The 14353-nt window shown below is 66.4% G+C and carries 14 protein-coding genes and 1 tRNA gene; 4 read left to right on the forward strand and 11 right to left on the reverse strand.

What is annotated here, in order from left to right; all coding sequences use genetic code 11:
- Positions 1 to 800 precede the first annotated feature (800 nt).
- Complete coding sequence (locus tag ABQ039_RS08685; RefSeq protein WP_016903100.1) at positions 801 to 1379, reverse strand: response regulator transcription factor; 579 nt, start codon at positions 1377 to 1379, stop codon at positions 801 to 803.
- Complete coding sequence (locus ABQ039_RS08690; RefSeq protein WP_016903101.1) at positions 1376 to 2602, reverse strand: ATP-binding protein; 1227 nt, start codon at positions 2600 to 2602, stop codon at positions 1376 to 1378. Before ABQ039_RS08690 ends, ABQ039_RS08685 begins: the two co-directional genes overlap by 4 nt.
- Before the next feature lie 120 nt (positions 2603 to 2722).
- Between ABQ039_RS08690 and ispG the strand changes: the two genes are divergently transcribed.
- On the forward strand, positions 2723 to 3988 hold the full coding sequence (gene ispG, locus ABQ039_RS08695; protein ID WP_016903102.1) for a flavodoxin-dependent (E)-4-hydroxy-3-methylbut-2-enyl-diphosphate synthase: 1266 nt from the start codon (positions 2723 to 2725) through the stop codon (positions 3986 to 3988).
- Positions 3969 to 4667 carry a phosphatase PAP2 family protein gene (locus tag ABQ039_RS08700; protein WP_104568526.1) on the forward strand — a complete coding sequence of 233 codons (699 nt, stop codon included), beginning with the start codon at positions 3969 to 3971 and terminating at the stop codon, positions 4665 to 4667. Before ispG ends, ABQ039_RS08700 begins: the two co-directional genes overlap by 20 nt.
- Before the next feature lie 78 nt (positions 4668 to 4745).
- Here the strand turns inward: ABQ039_RS08700 and ABQ039_RS08705 are convergent, their stop codons facing one another.
- The 8 genes from ABQ039_RS08705 to ABQ039_RS08740 form a co-directional block, all read right to left on the reverse strand.
- A complete protein-coding gene (locus ABQ039_RS08705) occupies positions 4746 to 6044 on the reverse strand; it encodes an MFS transporter (RefSeq protein WP_349777854.1) in 1299 nt (432 codons plus the stop codon).
- Positions 6045 to 6209: 165 nt separating this feature from the next.
- A complete protein-coding gene (locus ABQ039_RS08710) occupies positions 6210 to 6914 on the reverse strand; it encodes an aspartate/glutamate racemase family protein (RefSeq protein ID WP_349777853.1) in 705 nt (234 codons plus the stop codon).
- 141 nt (positions 6915 to 7055) lie between these two features.
- Positions 7056 to 7964 (reverse strand): DMT family transporter, encoded by a 909-nt coding sequence (locus ABQ039_RS08715; RefSeq protein WP_349777852.1) that lies wholly within the window; start codon positions 7962 to 7964, stop codon positions 7056 to 7058.
- Positions 7958 to 9010, reverse strand: a complete 1053-nt coding sequence (gene murB, locus ABQ039_RS08720; protein ID WP_228960884.1) for a UDP-N-acetylmuramate dehydrogenase — start codon at positions 9008 to 9010, stop codon at positions 7958 to 7960. The genes ABQ039_RS08715 and murB overlap by 7 nt, the downstream gene beginning before the upstream one ends.
- Positions 9007 to 10062 carry a quinone-dependent dihydroorotate dehydrogenase gene (locus ABQ039_RS08725; protein ID WP_039521311.1) on the reverse strand — a complete coding sequence of 352 codons (1056 nt, stop codon included), beginning with the start codon at positions 10060 to 10062 and terminating at the stop codon, positions 9007 to 9009. The genes murB and ABQ039_RS08725 overlap by 4 nt, the downstream gene beginning before the upstream one ends.
- A gap of 5 nt (positions 10063 to 10067) precedes the next feature.
- Entirely contained in the window at positions 10068 to 10835 is a 768-nt protein-coding gene (locus ABQ039_RS08730) for a class I SAM-dependent methyltransferase (protein WP_181140960.1), read from the reverse strand.
- Positions 10836 to 10837: 2 nt separating this feature from the next.
- Positions 10838 to 11122 (reverse strand): DUF4190 domain-containing protein, encoded by a 285-nt coding sequence (locus ABQ039_RS08735; protein ID WP_016903110.1) that lies wholly within the window; start codon positions 11120 to 11122, stop codon positions 10838 to 10840.
- A gap of 337 nt (positions 11123 to 11459) precedes the next feature.
- A complete protein-coding gene (locus tag ABQ039_RS08740) occupies positions 11460 to 12992 on the reverse strand; it encodes an aldehyde dehydrogenase family protein (RefSeq protein ID WP_228912310.1) in 1533 nt (510 codons plus the stop codon).
- Between the two features lie 132 nt (positions 12993 to 13124).
- Between ABQ039_RS08740 and ABQ039_RS08745 the strand changes: the two genes are divergently transcribed.
- Positions 13125 to 13201: transfer RNA gene (locus ABQ039_RS08745), tRNA-Arg, on the forward strand.
- A gap of 111 nt (positions 13202 to 13312) precedes the next feature.
- Here ABQ039_RS08745 and ABQ039_RS08750 read toward each other — a convergent pair.
- A complete protein-coding gene (locus tag ABQ039_RS08750; protein WP_311769993.1) occupies positions 13313 to 14047 on the reverse strand; it encodes a tyrosine-type recombinase/integrase in 735 nt (244 codons plus the stop codon).
- A 30-nt stretch (positions 14048 to 14077) separates the two neighbouring features.
- Between ABQ039_RS08750 and ABQ039_RS08755 the strand changes: the two genes are divergently transcribed.
- Positions 14078 to 14341: a hypothetical protein gene (locus ABQ039_RS08755; RefSeq protein ID WP_179465953.1), complete on the forward strand. Its 264-nt coding sequence runs from the start codon at positions 14078 to 14080 to the stop codon at positions 14339 to 14341.
- Positions 14342 to 14353 lie beyond the last annotated feature (12 nt).

Here is a 14353-nt window from a genome sequence, read left to right on the forward strand (position 1 = left end):
AAAACAGCCGGCAACCGGTGCGGTGTCCTCGCCGTGTTCTCGACGCTGTGAGCTTGCTGCAGGGCCCTTGCCCGCCCACCATCGCAGGACACGCCGCAAGTACGTCCTTGTAGGCTCTTACGCGGCATCCATGCCGCGTAAGGTTCCGCGACGGTGGGCGGACAAGGACCAGTCGAGATGGTCGGTGTGCATGGTTTCGACAGAGCAACCGGAAACCGGTGCGGTGTCCTCGCCGCGCCCTCGACGCTGTGAGTTGGCTGCAGGGCCCTTGCCCGTCCACCATCGCAGGACACGCCGCAAGTACGTCCTTGTAGGCTCTTACGCGGCATCCATGCCGCGTAAGGTCCCGCGACGGTGAGCGGGCAAGGACCAGTCGAGATGGTCGGTGTCATAGTGGAAGCGACGCAGGACGTGCACCGGTCGGATCACTAAGCGGTCGATCAACCTCTGACCATTTTCGCGTCGCAAGCCGAGCAGCAAACGGGCTTTCAACACGCAAGCTGCAAACGTCGCATCTGCTGCCGCAAGCCGAGCAACACGCTTTCAAGAAAGCAGCCGATCAACTCTCTGGCGCGGTGTCCTTGCCGGTTGCTGGACCCTTGGCGGCATGGATGCCGCCAAGGAGCCTCCATGGACGGATGCACGGCGTGTCCCGCAAGCGGCGAGGGCACCGCGCTCTCGACTCACCGAGCGTTTGAGCTATGTATCGGATCTCGCCCAAAACAGCGCCATGGTTGAACGGAATCAAGCCTCGCGTAGAGCCTGAAAAACGCAATGGTTCAACGTCTCGATGTCAGGCCTCAACGCCCGGGCTCGCGTAACGGCCCCGGGCTTGGCCGCTTGGTCAGCTTGCGCTGCAGCGAGCGGCGGTGCATGCCGAGCAGGCGGGCGGCGGCGGAGACATTGCCGCCGGTCTCGTGTAGCGCCTGCTGGATGTGCTCCCACTGCAGGCGGCTGAGCGGTGTCATCATTTCCCGCGCGGTTTCTTCTTCGTCCGGCTCCGGCAGCTCGTCGTCCTCTTCGCCCAGCGCCCGCATGATGGTGGGGATATTGGCCGGCTTGGGCAGGTAGTCGTCGGCGCCGAGCTTGATCGCCTCCACCGCGGTGGCGATGCTGGCATAGCCGGTGACCAGCAGGATGCGCATGTCGGCGCGGATCTCGCGCAGCGGCTGGATCAGGCTCAGGCCGGAATCGTGGCCGAGCTTGAGATCGATCAAGGCGAAATCGGGCAGGGCGCTGCGCGCGGTCGACAGGGCACTGGCCGCGTCGGTGGCGGTCAGGGTTTCCACGCCGCGGCGGGCGAGGCTGCGCTGCAGCGTGCGCAGGTACAGGGTGTCGTCGTCGACCAGCAGGCCGGTACGCAGGGGAGTGCTTGTCATGCGAGTGCCTCGTGTTCGGAGAGCGGCAGACGGAAACCGACGCGGGCGCCGCTGCCTTCGGCGGGCAGCATCCACAACTCGCCCTGCAGCCGCTCGACGGTGGCGTGCGAGAGCGCCAGCCCGACGCCCATGCCGTCGTGCTTGCCGCTGTTGAACAAGGTGCCCGGCAGCATGGCCTGCGAGGTGTCGAAGCCCGGCCCGTAGTCGCGGACTTCGCCGCTGAGATGGTCCTGCTCCACGCGCAGGGTGAGATCGATCTGCGGCCGGCCGGCACGTTCGCCGGCATCGGCCGCATTGTTGAGCAGCACCATCAGCAGATGGCTGACGCCTGGCTGCAGCAGCAGGCGCATCGGTGCGTCGTCGTTGCGGCGCAGCTCGATGGTCGGGCGTACCAGCCGCCATTGTTCCAGCACGTCCTTGACCGCCACTTCGCGGCTGAGGTGGCCGTTGTCGGCCGGCGCGGCCAGCGCCAGCACGCGCTCGTGGCACTGCACCAGCAGTTCGCGCAGGGTGTCCAGATCCTCGCGCAATTCGCCCTGGTCGCATTGGTCGGCGATGTCGTCGACCAGCAGGGTCATCGTCGCCAGCGGCGTGTTGAGCTCATGCGCCACCGAGGCGGCATGGGTGGCCAGCGCGACGATGCCCTCGTTACGCGCAAATCGCTCGCGCAGCGTGGAGATCTCGCGCTCGCGTTCGCGCATCGACAAGGCCAGCCGGGTGGCGAAGGCCAGCACCACCACCGTCGACAGCAGGAAGTTAGCGGCCATGCCCCACATGTGCAGGCTGAGCGGGTCGAAGCTACCGTAGGGCAGCGGCAGGCCGAACGCCGCACTGATCACATAGCCGGCCACACAGGATGCCGCCACGGCCATCGCCCAGCCCAGCGGCAGGGCCAGCGCGGCCAGCGCGATCAGCACCAGGAACAGCGAGCCGAACGGGTTGGCGATGCCGCCGCTCCAGCCCACCATCCAGGTCAACACGGTGACATCGACCAGGATGTGGCCGAACTCGGTGGCCGGGCTGACCGCGCCGCGGTGGGCCACCCGCAGTTGCGCATACAGGTTGAACACCGCCAGTGCGGCCACGCCGGCCCACAAGGGTTGCTGCGGCAGGTCCAGGCCCATCAGGCCGGTGGCGACCAGGATGGTAGCGGCCTGGCCGGCGGTGGCCAGCCAGCGCAGGCTGCACAGGGTCCGCAGGAAGGAGGCGTCTGAGGAATTCATCACGGCAATGCTATGCGCTCGGGGGCGTGGCGGCCTGCGACAAACCGTCGCATCGGCCCGGAAGACGGCCTGCGCAGCGCTTCAGCTGTGAGCGGACCGATGACAGGCTAAAATACCGGGATGTACGACGCCGTGACTCGCCCAACCCCTCCCGCCGACGCCACCGCCTGGCCGCGCCGCATCACCCAGGCCGTCAAGATCGGCAGCGTGACTGTGGGCGGCGGCCACCCGGTGGTCGTCCAGTCGATGACCAATACCGATACCGCCGACATCGCCGGCAGCGTCAAGCAGGTGGCCGACCTGTGGCGCGCCGGCTCGGAAATGGTGCGCCTGACCGTCAACAATGCCGAGTCGGCCGCGGCCATTCCGCGCATCGTCGACAAGCTGCGCATGATGGGGATCGAGGTGCCGTTGATCGGCGACTTCCATTACAACGGTCACCAGTTGCTCGCCGCCGAGCCGGCCTGCGCCGAAGCGCTGGCCAAGTACCGCATCAATCCGGGCAATGTCGGCTTCGGCAAGAAGAAAGACCTGCAGTTCGCGCAGCTGATCGAGTTCGCGATCAAGTACGACAAGCCGGTGCGCATCGGCGCCAACTGGGGCTCGCTGGACCAGTCGCTGGCTGCGCAGCTGATGGACGAGAACTCGCAACGCGCCACGCCCTGGGATGCCGGCCGCGTGCTGCGCGAGGCCTTGATCCGTTCGGCAGTGGATTCGGCCGAGCGCGCGGTGGAACTGGGGCTGGCGCGCGAGCGCATCATTTTGTCGGCCAAGGTATCCGGTGTGCAGGAGCTGATCGCGGTGTATCGCGACATGGCGAGCCGCTGCGACTTTGCGCTGCATCTGGGCCTGACCGAGGCCGGCATCGGCAGCAAGGGCATCGTGGCCTCCGCCGCGGCGCTGAGCGTGTTGTTGCAGGAAGGCATCGGCGACACCATCCGCATCTCGCTGACGCCGGAACCGGGCCAGTCGCGCACCCAGGAAGTGATCGTCGCGCAGGAACTGCTGCAGACCACCGGCCAGCGCGCCTTCACGCCGATGGTCACGGCCTGCCCGGGCTGCGGCCGCACCACCTCCGAGTTCTTCCAGGAACTGGCCGGCGTGGTGCAGAACCACGTGCGCGCCAAGATGCCGGAGTGGAAGATCAGCAACCCCGGCGCGGAAAACATGACCCTGGCGGTGATGGGCTGCGTGGTCAACGGGCCGGGCGAATCGCGCCACGCCAATATCGGCATTTCGTTGCCGGGCACCGGCGAGGCGCCGTCGGCACCGGTGTTCATCGATGGCGAAAAAAGCGTCACCTTGCGGGGCGAAAACATCGCCTACGAGTTCATCGATCTGATCGATCAGTACGTCGAACGCACCTATGTCCGTCGCGCCGGCTGAATCGCCGGCCGGTTTCAGGGGATGGCTGCGCAGCAATGCGTGGCGCATGGCGTTGCTGTTTGCCGGCGTGCTGCTGCCGTTGGGCTTGTTCGTCGACCTGGCCGACGAAGTCCACGAGCTGGAAAATTTCTATTTCGACGAGCCCCTGCTGTGGAGCATGCGCAGCATCGCCACGCCGGGTCTGGATGCGTTTTTCGGGGTGGTCTCCAAGATCGGCTACCAGTACGGGGTGATCCCGGCCGATGTCGCCATCGTGCTGGTGTTGCTGATGTTGCGGCGCTGGCGCGAGGGAACCTTTGCCGCACTCGGCTTCGGCGGCTCGGCCTTGTTGAACATGGGCGCCAAGCAGGTGTTCCAGCGCGACCGCCCGAGCCTGTGGGAATCGATCGCCCCGGAAAGCACCTTCAGCTTTCCCAGCGGGCATGCGATGGGCTCGATGACGCTCGCTGCGGTGGTCATCGCGCTGGCCTGGAACACGCGCTGGCGCTGGCCGGTGACCACTGCCGCCAGCCTGTTCGCGGTGCTGGTCGGCGTGTCGCGGATCTACCTGGGCGTGCATTATCCCTCCGATATCCTGGGCGGCTGGTCGGCCGCGCTGGTATGGGTGGTCGGGCTGTATCTGGTGATGTTTCGCGGCGCACGGCGGCCGCATTGGCGCCGCCATCTCACCTCGGCCTGAGGGTACGGCCGCGCGACGTCGAACGTGGTCGGCGCAGGTGTGTGACCGGGACTGGCGCAGACCGGCACGGTGTTCGACTCAGTAACGACGTACGCGCTCCCGGCGCCACAACTGCAGCCCGATCACGCTGCCGATTGCGGCCAGCAGAATCATGTAATACGCCGAGCCCATCGGGTGCTGCTTGAGCAACATCACCACCACCAGCGGGGTCAGGCCACCGAATACCGCATAGCCCAGGTTATAGGCGAACGACACGCCGGACAGACGCACCACCGGCGGAAACGCTTCGACCATGACGCGCGGAACCGCTCCCAGGACGCCTAGCGCCGCGCCCAGCAGGGCGTACAGCGGGAACAGCAACTGCGGATCACCGGCCAGGCGATAGAACAGCCAGGCGCTGGCGCCCAGGAACACGCTGCCGGCAAGCAGCACGCGTCCGTTGCCGTAGCGATCGGACAAGGCGCCGGCCACGATAGAGCCGATCGCCTGCAGCAGGACCGCGAGCAGGTTGGCCTGCAAGGCGACCGCTGCCGGGTAGTGGTACGCGCTCTGCAGCAGCGTCGGCGTCATCAACGACACCACCAGCACCCCGGCTGCCACCATCCAGGTCAGCCACAACGACTGCGCCACACTGCGTGGATGATCGCGCAGCACCAGCTTGAGCGGCGTTTCGCGCGCGACGGCACGCATCGCCATCAGCTCGGCGAACACCGGTGTTTCGTGCAGCCAACGCCGCAGATACACGGAAAGCAGGCCGAAGAGGCCGCCGGCCAAGAACGGCAGGCGCCAGGCATAGTCGGCGATTTCCTGCGGCGTGAAGGCGCGATTGATCGCCCCGGCGCTGAGCGAACCGAGCAACACGCCGGCGGCCAGGCCGGCGGTCAGTGTTCCGCAGGCCAGTCCCCTGCGTTGCGCAGGCACGTGCTCTGCGACGAAGACCCATGCACTGGGGACTTCGCCGCCGATGGCTGCGCCCTGCAGCAACCGCATCGTCAGCAGCAGCAGCGGGGCGGCCAGGCCGATCTGCGCGTAGGTCGGCAGCATGCCGATGGCCAGCGTCGGCAAGGCCATCAATCCGATGCTGAGCGCGAACATGCGCTTGCGACCGAGCAGGTCGCCGAAGTGCGCCATCACGATCCCGCCCAGCGGACGGATCAGGTAGCCGGCAGCAAAGATGCCGAAAGTCTGCAACTGCCGCATCCAGTCCGGTATGCCCGGCGGAAAGAACAGCTCTCCCAGCACCGTCGCGAAGAAGATGAAGATGATGAAGTCGTAGAATTCCAGCGCGCCGCCCAGCGCGGACAGGGCCAGCGTCTTGTAATCGCCGCGTGTGAGCTGGCTTGTGGGTGCAGTGCCTGTTGCGGAAGGGGTCTTCAAGGCATGACATCCTGTGGCAGGTGCCCGCGCGCATGCGCGTGCTGGAGCAGTGAGGTATGAGTCATCCGTGCTATCGCTGCGGCAACGCGCAGCTTGCACGCTTGCCCGCCACGGCCAGGCGCATGCACTTCGGGAAAGGCGCGCTGGCTGCGCCTTCGGTGCCGATCAGTCGCGCACACTTGCGTGCGCCGCCGCTTCGGCATGCAGTGCGGTGGTGTCGAACAACGGCAGCTGCGCATCGCTGCTGTCCACCAGCAGCGAAATCTCGGTGCAACCCAGGATGATCGCTTGCGCGCCCTCCTGGCCGAGGTCGGCCATGACCTGGCGGAAATAGCCGCGCGACTTCGGCCGGATGATGCCCTGGCAGAGTTCGTCGTAGATCACCCGATGCAGTTGCGCGCGTGCGTCTGTCGGCGGTACCAGCACCTGCAGGCCACGCGCAGCCAGGCGCTCGCGATAGAACGGCTGTTCCATGGTGAAACGCGTGCCGAGCAGCCCGACACGGGTGACGCCTGCCGCAATCAACGCATCGGCGGTGGCATCGGCGATATGCAGCAAGGGCAGCGGCGTTGCGGAGGTGATCGCATCGGCAACGCAATGCATGGTGTTGGTGCACAGCACCAGGAAGTCGGCACCGCCGGCATGCAGCGCGCGCGCCGCTGCCGCCATTGCCTGGCCTGCGCCGTCCCAGTCGCCGGCGTGTTGCAGGCGCTCGATCTCATGGAAATTGACGCTGTACAGCAATAGCCTTGCCGAATGCAGGCCGCCGCAGGCCAGGCGCACCCGCTGGTTGATGATGCGGTAATAGGGCAGGGTGGATTCCCAGCTCATGCCGCCGATCAGGCCGATGGTTTTGCTTGGAACCGGCATGCCGACCTCACCTTGGAACAGTCAACGAATGTGCGTGCGCATCGCCCCTTCGATGGCTGGGGAGCGCTTACCAGCGCAGTGTACGTCGGCATCGTCGCCACGCCACCGCGCGGGCCGATCAGGCCGCTCGCAGACGCTCGATCACTCGCCCGGTTTTGCGCCTTCCAGCGGTGCGTGCGTGGCGGCGCGACGCGCCAGCACGCTTTCACGATGGGCGATGTAGACATTGGCGCAGATGATGATGGCCGCACCGATCAGGGTATGGCGTTCGATCGCCTCGCCGAACAGCCACCAGCCCAGCAGCGCCACCAGCGGCAGCTGCATGAAGCTGATCGGCTGCAGTGCGGAGACTTCACCCAGCTTGAGCGCGCGCGTCCAGAACAGCTGGCCGGCGGTACCGAAGATGCCGGTCGCCGCCAGCCAGAGCCAGTCGATGCCCTGCGGCCAGCTCCACTGGAACAGTGCCGGAATCAGCGACATCGGCACCCAGAACACATAGGTGTAGAACACCACGGTGTCCGAGTCGTCGCTGCGCGAGAGCTGCTTGATCTGGATCGCCACCACGGCGCTGATCACCGCTGCCAGCAGCGCAATCAGCAGGCCGGGCGTAAAGGTGGACGAGCCTGGCCGCAGGATCACCAACACGCCGATGAATCCGGCCGCCACCGCCAGCCAGCGGCGCAGGCGCACCTGTTCGTGCAGCCACACCACGGCCAGCACGGTGACGAACAACGGGGTGGAATACGACAGCGAGATCGCCTGCGACAACGGCAGGTGGCCGATCGCCCAGAACCCGCACAGCATCGACGCCAGGCCGATCAGGGTGCGTGCCAGGTACTGCGGCAATTGCCGCGTGCGCGGCGCCTTGCCGGCGCGCAGGATCAGCGGCAACAGGGCTAACAGCCCGAACGCATTGCGAAAGAACGCGATCTCGGTGGTGGCGATCGTGCCCGACGCCAGCCGGATGCAGATGGCCATCAGGCCGAAGGCGAAGGTACTGGTGAGCATCCACAGCGCAGCACGTCGTGATGCCTGCTGCGCTGTCACCAATGCGCTCCGATGATGCGCGGCTCCGGCTCCAGGATCACCGAGTAACGCTCGCGCACCGATTCGGCGATGCGCCGTGCAAAGTCCAGCAGCTGCGCACCGCTGGCGGTGCCGTAGTTGACCAGCACCAGGGCGTGATCCGGCGACACTCCGGCATCGCCTTCGCGCCGGCCCTTCCAGCCGCACTGCTCGATCAACCAGGCCGCCGACAACTTGCCCTGGCCGGGCTGTTCGCCGGGGTAGACCGGCATATCGGCAAAGGTGGCCTGCAGCGCGGCAATCTGCTCGCTGGGCAGCAAGGGATTTTTGAAGAAGCTGCCGGCATTGCCGAGCACATCCGGGTCCGGCAGTTTGCGCCGACGGATGTTGATCACCGCCTGCGCCACATCGGCGGCACCGGCCAGGTCGGCGCCCATGCTGGCCAGCTCCTCGCGGATACCGGCGTAGTCCAGCCGCAACTCGTGCAGCAGCGGCAGATTGAATTCCACCGCGACGATCAGATAACGCTCCGGCTGCTGCTTGAACACGCTGTCGCGATAGGCAAAGGCGCACTCGGCCGCGGTCAGCCGCACGAACTGCTGGGCATGCAGATCGAAGGCGTCCACCACATGGATGAAGTCGCCCACCTGCGCGCCGTATGCGCCGATGTTCTGGATCGGGCAGGCGCCGACGGTGCCGGGAATCAAGGCCAGATTCTCCAGCCCCGACAGGCCTTGCTGCAGCGAATACAGCACCAGCGCGTGCCAGTTGACGCCGGCACCAGCGCGCACGATGGCGTGGTCGGCGTGGTGCGCGATGATGGCGATGTCGCGGTTTTCGAAACACAGCACGCAGCCCGGTGGGTCGCCGGCCAGCAGCACGTTGCTGCCGCTGCCCAGCACCAGCAGCGCTTGCCCGGCGATTTCCGGCGCTGCCAGCGCCTGCGGCAAGGCATCGGGTGCGTGGATGCTCAGCAACCAGCGCGCCGTGGCATCGACATGAAAGGTATTGAGCGCGCGCAGGGGCGCGTGTTCGCTCAAGTGCCAGCCGGCCTGCGTTGCATCGCTCATAGCGGCGACACCGCACCGCCGCTGGGCGCTTCGCGGCGGCGACGGATCGCGTCCACGCATTCGCCGATCAGCGGCGGCCCGCGATACACCAGGCCGCTGTAGCACTGCACCAGCGTCGCGCCGGCTGCCATCTTGGCCACCGCATCCGCACCGGAGTTGATGCCGCCCACGCCGATCAACGGGATCGACTCCGGCAGACGCGCGCGCAGGCGGCGCAGCACCAGCGTGGATTGCCCCAGCAGCGGCGCGCCCGACAGGCCGCCGGCCTCGGCAGCCAGCGGATGGTTGGCGATCAGGGTACGCGTCACCGTGGTGTTGGTGGCGATCACACCATCCACCGCCAGATCGGCCAGCACGCGCGCGGCCGCATCGATGTCGCGATCGTTGAGATCCGGGGCCACCTTCACCAGCATCGGCACGCGCTTGCCGTGTTGCGCGGCCAGGGCTTCCTGGGTGTCGCGCAGATCGGCGATCAGCCGGCGCAGCGCCTGTTCTTCCTGCAGCTCGCGCAAGCCGGCAGTGTTGGGCGAAGAAATGTTAACGGTGATGTAGTCGGCCAGTGGGTATACGCGCTCCATGCAATAGCGGTAGTCGCTGGTGGCTTCCTCGTTGGGCGTGTCCTTGTTCTTGCCGATGTTGATGCCGAGCAGGCCGCCGCGACGCCGCGCGCGTTGCACGTTGGCCACCAGCACGTCCACGCCCAGGTTGTTGAAGCCCATGCGGTTGATCACCGCCTGGTATTCCGGCAAGCGGAACATGCGCGGCTTGGGATTGCCTTCCTGCGGCCGCGGCGTCACCGTGCCGATCTCGACGAAGCCGAAACCCAGCGCGAGCAGCGCATCGATGTGCTCGCCGTTCTTGTCCAGGCCGGCACCGAGCCCGACCGGGTTGGGAAACATCAGACCGAAAGCCGGCGTCGGCAGCGGCACCGGGCGCTTGGCCAGCAGCGGCGTGGTGCCGGTGCGGTAGGCGACATCGATGGAGCGCAATGCCAGCGCGTGGGCGCGCTCGGCATCGAGGGAAAACAGCAAGGGGCGGGCAAGCGAATACATGCGGGTCAGTTCAATTCCCCGGCGAACACCCGGGTCTGGTATTGGAAGTCGATCAGCCCGTCGCGCGCATGCGCGTCGAACAGCGTGCGTAGCGCGGCGAGCATCGGGGCATGGCGTGGGTCATGCGCGAGCGGGGCATACGACGAAGACAACAGCCGGCCGCGTAAGGCATCGAAGTCCAGCCGTTGCACATTCGGAAAGCGTGCCATCGCGCGGAAGCCTTCGCCGAACCACGCCTGCATGGTGGCATCGTCCTGATAGCGTTCGGCCACGGCCGAATAGTCGGTGCCGTAGTCCAGCAGCAATTGCTCGTAGCCGCGCAGGAAGTCGGTGGTGTCCAGCTCGCGGCTGTTCCAGTAGATCACCGCCAGCCCGCCGGGCTGCAGGATGCGCGCCCACTCGGCACGCACCGCCTGCACGTCGAACCAGTGGAAGGCCTGCGCCGCGGACACCAAGCCGACGCTGGCATCGGCCAGCCCGGTGGCCTCGGCGGTGCCGTCGACCGCGCGGAACTTGGGGAACTCCGCCAGCCACTGCTGCGCGGCTGCGCGCATGGCCGGGTTGGGTTCCACCGCCGTGACCGGATAACCGGCCTCCAGAAACAGCCGGCTGGAGATGCCGGTGCCGGCACCGATATCGGCCACCGCGGTGGCCGGCGTCAGGCCCAGCTCTTCGTGCAGCCAGCGCAGCAGCTGCGGCGGATAGCTCGGCCGGTAGCGCACATAGGCCGCGACGCGGTCGTTGAAGCGTTGGGCGGAGGAGGGCGCGGCCATGCTCAACTGTTGGCGGCCGCAAGCCAGGCCAGGCCGCCGAAGAACAGGATGAAGATCGCCACCCCTGCTACCCAGAGCGCAACCGCCAGCCAGCCAAGAATCAGCCCGCCGATGGCCAGCCCGTCGCCGTCCAGCCCCTGCGGATTGCGGCGGATTTCGCCGCGCGCCAGGTGGCCGGTGATGATGGCGCAGAGGCTGCCGAGGAACGGGATCAGCGTCCAGCCGAGAATGCCCGAGACCAGGCTGACGATGGCCATGGCACTGGTCTGTCGAACGACGACGTTCATCATGAACTCCTGAAGTGGCGGCAGCCGACGGCTGGCGTGGGCCGATTATCCCAGAGCCGCCGCCCGAATGGCGTGCCGTCTGCGGCCAGACGCTGTGCGTGGCCGGTTTTGACCGGAATGGGCGAGGCTGCATCTCTGGCCGTGCCCGACATCGGGACTAGCGGCCGATGAAATGTTGAGCACCGAGGTCGTGCGCAACTGCGTGACTCACTGCAAATGATCCAGGCACCAGGCCGCCGCTGATTGGCCGAGCCGTGCGCAGGCACAACGTGGCAGCCATGCTCCGGTACGCGTGCGACAGCGCGCCGGCTCGATGCCCGGCGCGCCTGCGCGTCGATCAAAGATCGAACTTGATGCCCTGCGCCAGCGGCAGCGAGTCGGAGTAGTTGATCGTATTGGTCTGACGACGCATATAGACCTTCCACGCATCCGAACCGGATTCGCGGCCACCGCCGGTCTCCTTTTCGCCACCGAACGCGCCGCCGATCTCCGCACCCGAGGTGCCGATGTTGACGTTGGCGATGCCGCAGTCGCTGCCGGCCGCCGACAGGAACTTCTCGGCCGCCTTCAGGTTCTGGGTGAAGATAGACGACGACAGGCCCTGCGGCACGCCGTTCTGCAGCTCGATCGCCTCGTCCAGCGTGCTGTACTTCATCACGTACAGGATCGGCGCGAAGGTCTCGTGCTGCACCACCGCGTCGCTGTTCTGCAGCCCGGTGACGATGGCCGGCAGCACGAAATTGCCGGGGCGGTCGATCGCGGTGCCGCCCACTTCGACCGTGCCGCCAGCGGCCTTGGCCTTGGCGATCGAGGCCAGGAACTGCTCCACCGCGCCCTGGCTGTTGAGCGGGCCCATCAGGTTTGCCGGGTCGGTCGGGTCGCCGATCTTGCTGTCGAGCTGCTTGTACGCCTTGACCAGCGTGGCCAGCACGTTGTCGTAGATGGATGCGTGCACGATCAGGCGGCGCGTGGTGGTGCAGCGCTGCCCGGCGGTGCCCACCGCGCCGAACACGATGCCCGGGATGGCCAGCTTCAGGTCGGCGGTTTCGTCCAGGATGATGGCGTTGTTGCCGCCCAGCTCCAGCAGGCAACGGCCCAGGCGGTGGGCGACCTTTTCCGCCACCACGCGGCCGATCTGGGTCGAACCGGTGAAGCTGATCAGCGGGATGCGGGTGTCTTCCACCAACTTCTGCGACAGCGCCGTGCCGGCATCGTTGATCAGGAAGAAGATGTCCGGGAAACCGGCGTCCTTCAATGCCGCATTGCAGATCTTCATCGTCGCGATCGCGGTCAGCGGGGTCTTGTTGGACGGCTTCCAGATGCAGATATCGCCGCAGATCGCCGCCAGAAACGCATTCCACGCCCACACCGCCACCGGGAAGTTGAACGCGCTGATGATGCCGACCAGACCCAGCGGCTGGTACTGCTCGTACATGCGGTGGCCCGGGCGCTCCGAATGCATGGTGTAGCCGTACAGCATGCGGCTCTGGCCGACCGCGAAGTCGGCGATGTCGATCATCTCCTGTACTTCGCCGTCGCCCTCGGGCTTGCTCTTGCCCATTTCCAGCGCCACCAGCGAGCCCAGCGCATCCTTGTGCGCACGCAGCGCCTCGCCACACAGGCGAACGGCTTCGCCACGGCGCGGCGCAGGCGTGGTCCGCCATACCTTGAAGGCGGCCTGCGCACGCTGGACGATCAGCTCGTAGTCTTCCGGCGTGGTGGCCTGCACCTCGGCGATCACCGCGTTGGTGGTCGGATTGATCGGCTGCAGCACCCCGGCGCCGGTGGCCTGCGACCAGGTCGCCTCGCCAAGATAGGTACCGGAATTGGACGCGGCGAGGTCGAGCGCCTTGAGCAGGTCAGCGGACATGGGATCTCCAAAGGTCGGGATGGTCGCGTGGCGGCCAAGGCCCCGCGACACGGGTAGCCGTCGATTTTAGCAGGCTCCGCCGACCACCCGCCGGCTTGGCAATCGCAACGATCGTGCGACAATGCCCACCTTGGCCCCGTAGCTCAGCTGGATAGAGCGTCCCCCTCCTAAGGGGAAGGTCGCCCGTTCGAATCGGGCCGGGGTCACCAGGAATCAATGGTTTAGCGCGACGCGCGCACTACCCATTTCGCTTATCAGGGCACATATCCACAGGGGTTGGTCACAGTGGACACAGCAGCATTTAGCATCGCGGGCTGCCTTTAAAATCTCAGGTGTTTGACCGCGGCCTCGTCGCCCTGAGGCGTCAAATGTGCATAGTATTTTTCAGTTGTCGCATAGTCCGCGTGTCCTGCCAAAACTTGGACCCGGCGCAGCGGCACGCCCGCCATGACTAGGTGTGCGCAAAAGGTGTGGCGCAGCCGGTGCAGGCTTCCCCCGATTCCTGCTTTGCGGGCATCGGCAGCGAACCAGTCGCTTATCGTGTCCTTGTGTACGTCGATAAGCCGCTCAGGGAGTCGGCGCAGTGCCCATCGTGCATAGCGGTTGAGCGGAACCTCTCGCCACTTGCCCGATTTGGTACGGCCGCTTCCCGTTTCATCCGGCTCGCTCTCGATCATGAGCCTGCTGCCTTGCACTGAGGACTTGTGCAACTTGGCAACCTCACCACGGCGCAAGCCGGTGTGCGCCATGAAAAGCCACAGTGGCGCGCGTGCGGGGTTCGCGCGGTAGAGCTTCCGCATCGCGGCTCGGTCGTAAAAGCGAACGGCCACACTGCGTACGCCGCGTGGTGCTTTCACTATCTCGAGCGGGTTGACGTCCAGTTCCTTCCACTCCACGCCGCGGCGAAATGCCGCTTGCAGACGGCTAATCTCTTTGCCAACGGTTTCCGGCGCCGCCTTATCGGTGAGAAGGCGGTCGCGCTTGTAGCCTTCCATTTCCACCGGGCGCAGCGTGTCGATCGGCCGGTGGCCAAACTTGGCGATAAAGCGCTTCACCTCACTACGCGCCTTGCCCGCAGTCGTAGGATGCTTGGCGGCGTACCAATCAATGTGGTGACGCCGGACCCGGATGCAGATCCGCTCGCGCAGGAGATCACAATCATCTGGAACCCAATCAACGACGCCGGCACGGTGGCGCTCCAGGTCGAGGACCGCGGCACCGCCTCGGCGTGCTGCGGCGCCAATCGTCGACCTGATCGCGCCGACCTACGCCATCCGCTATCCCGGCGCGGACCCGGCGGAGGTCTTGAGGGCTGGAAGCTCCAGGCGCTGATCAAGGCTGTAACCTAAGCGGCGATTGCA

This window comes from Xanthomonas sp. WHRI 6108, from assembly GCF_040202385.2.
Taxonomy (GTDB): Bacteria; Pseudomonadota; Gammaproteobacteria; order Xanthomonadales; family Xanthomonadaceae; genus Xanthomonas; species Xanthomonas arboricola.

Coding starts and splice junctions, on each gene's coding strand:
- ABQ039_RS08685 (WP_016903100.1), bottom strand. CDS start 1,379: ATGACAAGCACTCCCCTGCGTACCGGCCTGCTGGTCGACGACGACACC.
- ABQ039_RS08755 (WP_179465953.1), top strand. CDS start 14,078: ATGCTTGGCGGCGTACCAATCAATGTGGTGACGCCGGACCCGGATGCA.
- ABQ039_RS08730 (WP_181140960.1), bottom strand. CDS start 10,835: ATGGCCGCGCCCTCCTCCGCCCAACGCTTCAACGACCGCGTCGCGGCC.
- ABQ039_RS08690 (WP_016903101.1), bottom strand. CDS start 2,602: ATGAATTCCTCAGACGCCTCCTTCCTGCGGACCCTGTGCAGCCTGCGC.
- ABQ039_RS08735 (WP_016903110.1), bottom strand. CDS start 11,122: ATGAACGTCGTCGTTCGACAGACCAGTGCCATGGCCATCGTCAGCCTG.
- ispG (WP_016903102.1), top strand. CDS start 2,723: ATGTACGACGCCGTGACTCGCCCAACCCCTCCCGCCGACGCCACCGCC.
- murB (WP_228960884.1), bottom strand. CDS start 9,010: ATGAGCGATGCAACGCAGGCCGGCTGGCACTTGAGCGAACACGCGCCC.
- ABQ039_RS08740 (WP_228912310.1), bottom strand. CDS start 12,992: ATGTCCGCTGACCTGCTCAAGGCGCTCGACCTCGCCGCGTCCAATTCC.
- ABQ039_RS08710 (WP_349777853.1), bottom strand. CDS start 6,914: ATGCCGGTTCCAAGCAAAACCATCGGCCTGATCGGCGGCATGAGCTGG.
- ABQ039_RS08700 (WP_104568526.1), top strand. CDS start 3,969: ATGTCCGTCGCGCCGGCTGAATCGCCGGCCGGTTTCAGGGGATGGCTG.
- ABQ039_RS08725 (WP_039521311.1), bottom strand. CDS start 10,062: ATGTATTCGCTTGCCCGCCCCTTGCTGTTTTCCCTCGATGCCGAGCGC.